At 56.7% G+C, this 7,536-nt stretch carries 6 protein-coding genes and 1 pseudogene; 2 read left to right on the top strand and 5 right to left on the bottom strand.

Going from position 1 to position 7,536, the window contains the following annotated elements; genetic code table 11:
• Positions 1–194 (top strand): annotated as a pseudogene (gene glyA, locus ACR0B0_RS18990) (serine hydroxymethyltransferase); the annotation flags it as partial.
• A gap of 57 nt (positions 195–251) precedes the next feature.
• Here glyA and ACR0B0_RS18985 read toward each other — a convergent pair.
• Positions 252–626, bottom strand: a complete 375-nt coding sequence (locus ACR0B0_RS18985; protein WP_480649117.1) for a hypothetical protein — start codon at positions 624–626, stop codon at positions 252–254.
• A 49-nt stretch (positions 627–675) separates the two neighbouring features.
• Here ACR0B0_RS18985 and ACR0B0_RS18980 point away from each other — a divergent pair, with 49 nt between their 5' ends.
• Complete coding sequence (locus tag ACR0B0_RS18980; RefSeq protein WP_480645239.1) at positions 676–1,476, top strand: alpha/beta fold hydrolase; 801 nt, start codon at positions 676–678, stop codon at positions 1,474–1,476.
• Positions 1,477–1,480: 4 nt separating this feature from the next.
• Here the strand turns inward: ACR0B0_RS18980 and ACR0B0_RS18975 are convergent, their stop codons facing one another.
• From ACR0B0_RS18975 to ACR0B0_RS18960, 4 genes are all read right to left on the bottom strand, one after another.
• A complete protein-coding gene (locus ACR0B0_RS18975; RefSeq protein ID WP_170414438.1) occupies positions 1,481–1,855 on the bottom strand; it encodes a rhodanese-like domain-containing protein in 375 nt (124 codons plus the stop codon).
• Positions 1,856–1,922: 67 nt separating this feature from the next.
• Complete coding sequence (locus ACR0B0_RS18970; RefSeq protein WP_170351284.1) at positions 1,923–3,275, bottom strand: HlyD family type I secretion periplasmic adaptor subunit; 1,353 nt, start codon at positions 3,273–3,275, stop codon at positions 1,923–1,925.
• Positions 3,276–3,287: 12 nt separating this feature from the next.
• Positions 3,288–5,309 (bottom strand): type I secretion system permease/ATPase, encoded by a 2,022-nt coding sequence (locus tag ACR0B0_RS18965; RefSeq protein ID WP_425082154.1) that lies wholly within the window; start codon positions 5,307–5,309, stop codon positions 3,288–3,290.
• A 250-nt stretch (positions 5,310–5,559) separates the two neighbouring features.
• Positions 5,560–7,512: a type I secretion protein gene (locus ACR0B0_RS18960; protein WP_170351286.1), complete on the bottom strand. Its 1,953-nt coding sequence runs from the start codon at positions 7,510–7,512 to the stop codon at positions 5,560–5,562.
• Between the last annotated feature and the right edge of the window lie 24 nt (positions 7,513–7,536).

Below are 7,536 nucleotides of genomic sequence, written 5' to 3'. Positions count from 1 at the left end.
TCCGCCTGGGCTCGCCCGCCGGCACCACCCGCGGCTTTGGCGAGGTCGAATTCCGCCAGATCGCCGACTGGATCATCGAAGTGGTCGACGGACTGGCCGCCAATGGCGAAGACGGCAACAGCGCCGTCGAAGCCAAGGTCAAGGCCGAGGTCGCGGACCTCTGCGCGCGCTTCCCTCTCTATCCGAACCTGTAATCAGGTCGAAAATCAAAGACTTGAACGGCGCCTTTGAGGCGCCGTTTTTCATACGGATCAGATAAAACCCTGCCACCACAAGAAGACAAGCAACAGAATCGTTAAAGCGATCAGGTTGAACGTCAGTCCCCCCAGCATCCCCAGGAACCAGCCCAGCCGCCGGTCGGCGCGATTGATACCGCTGAGATGCGCCTGAACCTCTTCTGACGCAAGCGCAAGTTTCGGGGTGTCCAGAATCAGCCGCAGCTTCGGATGGGCGGCCATTGGCTCGGCACTGGCCAACAGCAAGGCCTGTTTGTAAATCCGCCGGGGCAGTTGCCGCTTGGCCTTGCGGATCGAGGCCGTCAGCGTCTTATCCCGCACACCCAACTTTTTGCGCAGCAACTGAACCGTCTGCGCGATCTGGGTTTGGATATCTGTTTTTTCCGACATGACGAGGCCTCCAAGCCCGCCAATCTAGCCGCCTCTTGCGAAGGCGACAATGGGGCTGGTCGTTTCTATTCACGGCGGGTATCACAACTTCATGCTGAACACGATCATACATGGTGAACCGACCGCGAACCCCCCTTTGCTGATTGCGCATGGGCTGTACGGCTCGGCCCGGAACTGGGGCGTAATTGCCAGACGGCTGGCTGATGAGCGGCAGGTTGTGGCCGTCGATATGCGCAACCACGCGTACAGCATGTGGACCGAGCAGCACAGCTATGGCGACCTTGCCAATGATCTGGCCGAAGTGATTGCGCACTATGGTGGCGAAGCCGACGTGTTGGGCCATTCGATGGGCGGCAAGGCGGCGATGACGCTGGCGCTGCAACACGGCGAACTGCTACGCAAACTGGTGGTCGCCGACATTGCGCCAGTCACCTACTCTCATAGCCAGATCCAGTTCATCGAGGCGATGCGCGCCGTCGACCTGTCAAAAGTCGAGCGACGTTCGGATGCGTCACAGCAATTGGCCGAACTGGGTGTAGAAAAAGCGCTTCAAAGCTTTTTCACGCAGTCGCTGGATGTTCAGGGGCAACGCTGGCTACTGAACCTGGATGTTCTGGCCGCCGAGATGCCCAAAATCATGGGTTTTCCGCAGCTGGACGCAACCTGGGATGGTCCGACCCTGTTTCTTTCGGGCGGCGATTCTGACTATGTCCTGCCTGAACACCGTGACCTGATCCGCACGCTGTTCCCGGCCGCCAGGTTTGCCAAAATCCCCGGTGCAGGCCACTGGCTGCACGCCGAAAAACCGCGCGAATTCGAAGCCGCCGTAAGGGCGTTTCTGAACGCCTGATCCTTTAGGACGACACCTCACCCCCACCATTAATCCAATCGGGCAATCCGCCAAGATTGTAGACCTGCTCATATCCCATGTCTTTCAGCAGCTTACCGGCCAAAGCGGCGCGGCCACCAGCGGCGCAATAAAGAACGATGGGGCGATTTTTCCGAAGCTCGGGGTCGTGAGATTGCAAGCTATTATCGGCGCGAAATTCCAGCATGCTGCGCGGGATGTGGTGGGCACCATTGGCCCGGCCCGTCTGCTGCAATTCAACAGCATCGCGCACATCCAGAAGCAACCCGCCCTGTTCCATGACCTGTTGGGCAAAATCGGTGTCTACACGTTCGACGACCGCATTTGCGGCCTCCATCATGGCTTTTACGGTCAATGGCATCAGCAGTCCTCCGGTGAATATCACCGAAGGCTAACATGCGAAAAATGGAAGGTGTAGACCGCCCCTGCTATTGTTCGCGGAATGCGCGCGACATGCTGTCCGTCACAGGTTTCGCGATATAGGCCGCAAAGGTCCGCTCTTCGGTCTGGATCATGATCTCGGCGGGCATACCCGGTGTTGGGATAAAGCCGCGCACGCGTTCAATCTCTTCTGGTTCCAGTGAAATGCGGGCCAGATAGACCTCTTGCGGGGCTCCAGTTGAATCCTCGATCACCGAGTCCGCAGACAGATAGAACACCTGCCCTTGCAGCACCGGTGTTGTCCTCTGGTTCAGGGCGACCAGACGCACGGTGGCGTCCTGCCCTGTCACGACACTGTCGATCTCGGTGCGCGGAATCTGTGCTTCGATGATCAGCGGAGCGTCTGCGGGTAGAATCTCGGCAATGGGTTCACCGGTTTCGATCACACCACCCGGCGTATGATAGTGCAGTCGCACCACTGTGCCGGATACCGGAGCCCGCACAACGGCGCGGTCCAGAACGCTGCGGGCCTGGCGAGCTTTTTCACGGACACTTTCCAGATCGGCTTCGATCACGCCCAACTCATCCAGCGCGGCCTCACGATAGGCAGCACGGGTGCGAGTAATCTGTTCTTCGTATTTCAACAGCATCTGGCTGATCTCAGCCGCTTCGGCCTGCAGCCGTGCTTGTTGCCCTTCCGCTTCGGCCTGAACCCGACGGATCGTGTTCAGCTCACCTTTGCGCACCAGGCCTTTTTCGAACAGCGCCTGCTTGGTTTCGAGTTCTTCCTGCAGAATTTCCGAGCGCCGCACCATGCTGTCCAACTGTGCATTGAACCCGCTGGAGCGAATTCTCAGAGCTTCCATGTTGCGTTCGAGCAGAGCGATGTCGTTCAACAGCGTCTTGCGGGACAGATCAAAAGTGATCTTTTGCCCATCGAGAATGGACAGAACTTCTGTATCTTCTGAATTGGCAATAAGGTCAGGCGAGAACTCCAGCCGCTGCAGTTCATTGTACTCGGCATTCAGACGATCTGACATGGCCTGCAGGCGGATTTTACGGATGAACAATTCACGCTCATTGGCTTCGGCCGAGGTCTGATCCAGCGTCATCATCACTTGCCCGGCTTTGATAGCCTGACCTTCAACAACCTGGATTTCCTCGATGATACCGCCTTCCAGGTGCTGCACGATCTTGTTGCGACCTGTCGCGACAAAACTACCTTGTGCAATCACAGCAGCGGCCAGCGGTGCACTGAACGACCAGACGCCAAAACCGCCAAAGCAAACGACAAGCATGGTAAGCCCAATTACAACCAGACGATTGATCGAGCGTGGAACTTCGGCATACCAGACGGTCGGATCATTGGGATCGTTGTTCACGGGTACCAGTTCATTCATGTCGCACCCCCCTTATTTGTTTTGAATGCCGGGCTGATTATTACGCGGCCCGTTCAGTTGTTGCAGAACCTGTTCGCGATGACCAAACAGCGCCACACGGCCATCCGTCAGCAGCATGATCTTGTCGACCACGTTCAGCAGCGTTGGTTTCTGCGTGATCACCACGACGGTAATCTTGCTTTCCCGTGCCTGTTCGATGGCCCGGGCAAGGGCCCTGTCACCAGCAACGTCCAGGTTCGAGTTCGGCTCGTCCAGAACCACCATGCGCGGATTGCCAAAGAAGGCCCGCGCCAGTGCGATGCGCTGTTTCTGACCACCCGACAAGGGTGACCCATCCGCAGCCACCACGGTTTCATAGCCTTGCGGCAACGTGGCAATCATGTTGTGTACATCGGCCAGAACGGCGGCGTCGTGGATTTGTTCGTCGGTCGCATCGTCCCGCATCCGGCCGATATTGTCTTTGATCGTACCAGGGAACAATTGCACGTCCTGCGGAAGATAGCCGATGCTTTCGCCAAACTGACGCGGATCCCAGTTGCGGATATCCATCAGGTCCAGCCGGACGCTGCCGGATGTGGGCAGGATTGACCCAACCAGCGTTTTGCCCAGCGTGGTCTTGCCCGCACCCGAGTTGCCGATGATGGCCAGAGTTTCACCCGGGTTCAGCGAGAAACTGATCCCGTTCAGCACAACACGCTTGGTGCCGCCAGGCACATAGAGAAGGCGTTCCACGTCCAGCCGACCCTCGGGGCGCGGCAAGCGCAGCTTTTCGAATTGCAGGGCCGAGTTGGATAGCAATTGATTGATCCGGCCATAGGCTCCGCGTGTCAGCAGGAAGCCGTTCCAGCCTTCGATCGAACCCTCGATCGGCGCGAAAGCGCGGCCCGCGATAATTGAGGCCGCAATGACCATGCCGCCGGTGATCTCACCCTGCAAAGCCAGAAACGCGCCCCAACCCAGAATGCCGATCTGCGTCAGCAAACGCACCGCCCGCGAAATGGCCGCGAAAATCACATTCCGGTCCTGCGCGCGGACCTGCCATGTCAGGGATTGTGCGGTGTCGCGTCCCCAGATGCGCACGGCCTCGGGGATCATTGCCAGTGCGTTGATGATCTGACTATTTCGCGACATCGAATCCAGATGCATGTTAGCCATGGACTGCGCCTTGTTGGCTTCGGCAAAGGGTTTGGCCGTCATACGCTGGTTGATGAATGCAATTGTCATCAGCAAAACCGCCGTAACGATAACGATCATCCCAAGCTGCGGGTGAACCAAAAAGATCATCAGGATGAACAATGGTGCGAAGGGCACGTCCAGGAAGGAAATCAGTGTCCCCGAGACCAAAAAGCTGCGCACTTGCTGCAAATCACCGAGTGTTTGGTATTCCCGCCCAGAGCCATGCAGCGACGCATGCGCCGCAGCGCTGAGAACCGGGGCACCCAGACGGGCTGCCACCTCAACCGCGGTGCGCATCAGCATGAACCGCCGCACCGCGTCGAAGGCGGATTGGAAAATCACTGCCCCGGCGACAATGGCGGTCAACATGATCAGCGTGTCCAACGACCGGCTAGTCAGGACGCGGTCACTGATCTGGAACAGATAGATCGGGATCGCCAATATCAGAACATTCGTTGCACAGGTCAGAACCAGCACAAAAGCCAGATTGCGATAGATCGCGCGTAACGAAGTGCGCAACGTCGCCTGAAAATCTTCAGGCGGCGTTCGCTTGTGAAATGTTTGGGGTGGCCCCTTGCCATCGCCGCCGCCAGAATTACTGCGCAGCATTGGCTCGTTCGCTTTGGCCTCGATAGTGGTGCCCATGCGATCACCGCCACTCGAGCGCGACGCGGGGGGTGTACGGTCGCTCGTTTTATTGACGGGTTCAGGATCGGGGCCCTCGACATCGGCCACCCCATCACCGCTGCCCTGTTGGTCATTGTCTTCGGCAGGCTGCGGCTGCTTGCGCCGGGAGGAAGGTCCGGCGCGCAGGTGCGGTTCCTCTTTCACTTCGTGATGTTCAGGATCAGCTTTCACGGTTTTGCCGGCGCTCGCATCGCTTTTGGCGACTGCCTCCCGTTCACCGTCTGGCGGATTACTAACGCGTAAATCTTCGCTCAAGCGCAATCCGAGAACTTTTTTCCGTTTCAAATCTGATTTGCTCGCACTTGGCGGCTTGGAAACGGCACCAGCGTTACGATCCAACGGACTGGCGTATCGTCTCGGGCGCGACGGAAAAACAATCGACATGTTAAAACTTTCAAAACACTCGTAACAAACAGGGTTACTACGCTAGCATAGATTGCAGGCCGTCGTCGATGGCAGCCGCTTCTGAGGACGTCAGATTGCTCTGGCCTGGGGCGTTTTCCGAATTGCCCGGCCCATCTACATCCTCCAACAACATCGCGATCGCTTCGTTGACAAGCTCGGCATTTTCCTCTTCTGGGCTGTCGATAAGGCTGGCCTGATGCAACATCACATCCGAGTATTCGCCCTCTTGCGCCATCACGACAGAGTCGATTCCCATTTTGGTCACGTTGGCCGAATTCAATAACGCGTTGCCCGCACCTAGCGCGGAAACCCCTTCTCCGCTTGAGTTTTCGACGTAAACATCGTCGTCATCCTGCAACATGGTTACCTGGTCAATGACGTTGATCTGCAGCAGGTCACCTTCGATCTTGAGAACCCGCACCACTTCTGTTCCGGCAAACATCGGATCGTTCAACAACGCGTCTTCCAGTGCATCGGTATCCACCTCTTGCAAAGATACCGTGCTGGCCAGATTGTCGCTTAACTCTTCGTGGGTGTCTTCCCCTTCGGTCGTCAACGATACCTGGTTCATTACAAGATTGTCTTCGGCATCCGTCGGGCTTGCGCCGTGAATCACATCATTGTCCAACAAAACGATGGTCTGGTTCACAACGTCGATCGAGACCATATCGCCGCCAATAATGATCACATCATAATAGCTGCCCAGCTGAATGATGTTGGTCACATTGGCCATATCATTATCGCCCAGCGTATAGGCTGTGGACGAAGCTGAGATTTCCGTATTGATGTGGTCAATATCCGTGGCGTCGATAAGCTGCTCAATGAAATTGGTCACCAGCAGATCACCGGAAATCCAGTCGATCATGACAATCGGGTCCTGATCGGGATTATCCGAGACATTGTGTTCCACCCATGATGCCTCGTTGGCTTCGGTCGCGATGTTTGAAGACTGGACAACATGCGTGTCGCTTTGCGCACCCGGCGCACCTTGGTCGACATCAGAGACGACGGCGACCTGGCTGACAGCGGTCAGGTTGATCGCCTGCCCACCGACCACGATGTTGGGCGCATCGACCCAGCCAACCGATACCGCGACTTCGTTGACGGCATAGTTGCCACCCGCGACCACCGAATGACCGTCTTCAAATTCGGGGTCTTCGGATTGATCCCATTCGGCAGGCAATGCCTCGGCCAACTCGTCCTCGGCGTCTTCGTCCTCCAAATCATCCTTGTGATGTTCCGGCAGCAGCTCCAAAAAGTCCGGAATTTCATCGACATACTCGCCATTCACGATAATGCCCGAGGCATCCTCGCCGTGAAACTGATGTACCGTTACGCCTTCAATCTCAAGATTAATGGGCGATTGCATTTGTTCGATAAGTTGTTCGACAGCCTCACCGGACTGATAGTCCTGGATGTGGATCGATGGGGTCGATATGGCATGCAAGGACAGTGCCGCGCTTTGCAGCGCGTCGGCTTGCGCCATCAGGGCCTCGACATCGCGGAAGTCACCTTCGCCCACGACATCGTTGTCGATCAGATGGATTTTCTGCACCGTGTAGGTGACCGCTGATCCAATCAGCTCGGTGATGTATTCGGGCTCCAGAATGATGTTCATCTGCACAAACGAGCTGAATCCCGGCGCATCTTCGGGCAAGATCGCATCCGGGCCGACCGCAGGGCCGGGTGACCCATCAGCACCATCAATCAGACCAGAATTTTCCGTTGGTGGGGGGACATCATCTTGTGCGGGTCCAAACTTGTAAGGCACCGGACCGTAATCGCCCGGATCCATTTTCAGATTGGCTTTGACATTGATGCGGGCCGGATCTTCGAGACCCTCAAGTTCTGCTTTCTTACGCAGAGCAGTAAATTCTTCATAAAAATCACGCCAACGGGCCTGTTCGGTCGTAAGTTCAAAAGTGCCAACAAAATGTGCAATTTGTTCCGTAATACTGTCGAGTGCCATTTTAGTTTCCTTTCCCTGCCCCGG

The organism is Ruegeria sp. BA12 (assembly GCF_056539625.1).
The sequence above is the reverse complement of the archived record's forward strand: the minus strand, read 5'-3'. Positions and strand labels throughout refer to the sequence as shown.

Bases quoted from the DNA above. Each gene is read 5' to 3' on its own strand.
- ACR0B0_RS18960 (WP_170351286.1), bottom strand. From the start codon at position 7,512: ATGGCACTCGACAGTATTACGGAACAAATTGCACATTTTGTTGGCACT.
- ACR0B0_RS18980 (WP_480645239.1), top strand. From the start codon at position 676: ATGGGGCTGGTCGTTTCTATTCACGGCGGGTATCACAACTTCATGCTG.
- ACR0B0_RS18985 (WP_480649117.1), bottom strand. From the start codon at position 626: ATGTCGGAAAAAACAGATATCCAAACCCAGATCGCGCAGACGGTTCAG.
- ACR0B0_RS18975 (WP_170414438.1), bottom strand. From the start codon at position 1,855: ATGCCATTGACCGTAAAAGCCATGATGGAGGCCGCAAATGCGGTCGTC.
- ACR0B0_RS18970 (WP_170351284.1), bottom strand. From the start codon at position 3,275: ATGAATGAACTGGTACCCGTGAACAACGATCCCAATGATCCGACCGTC.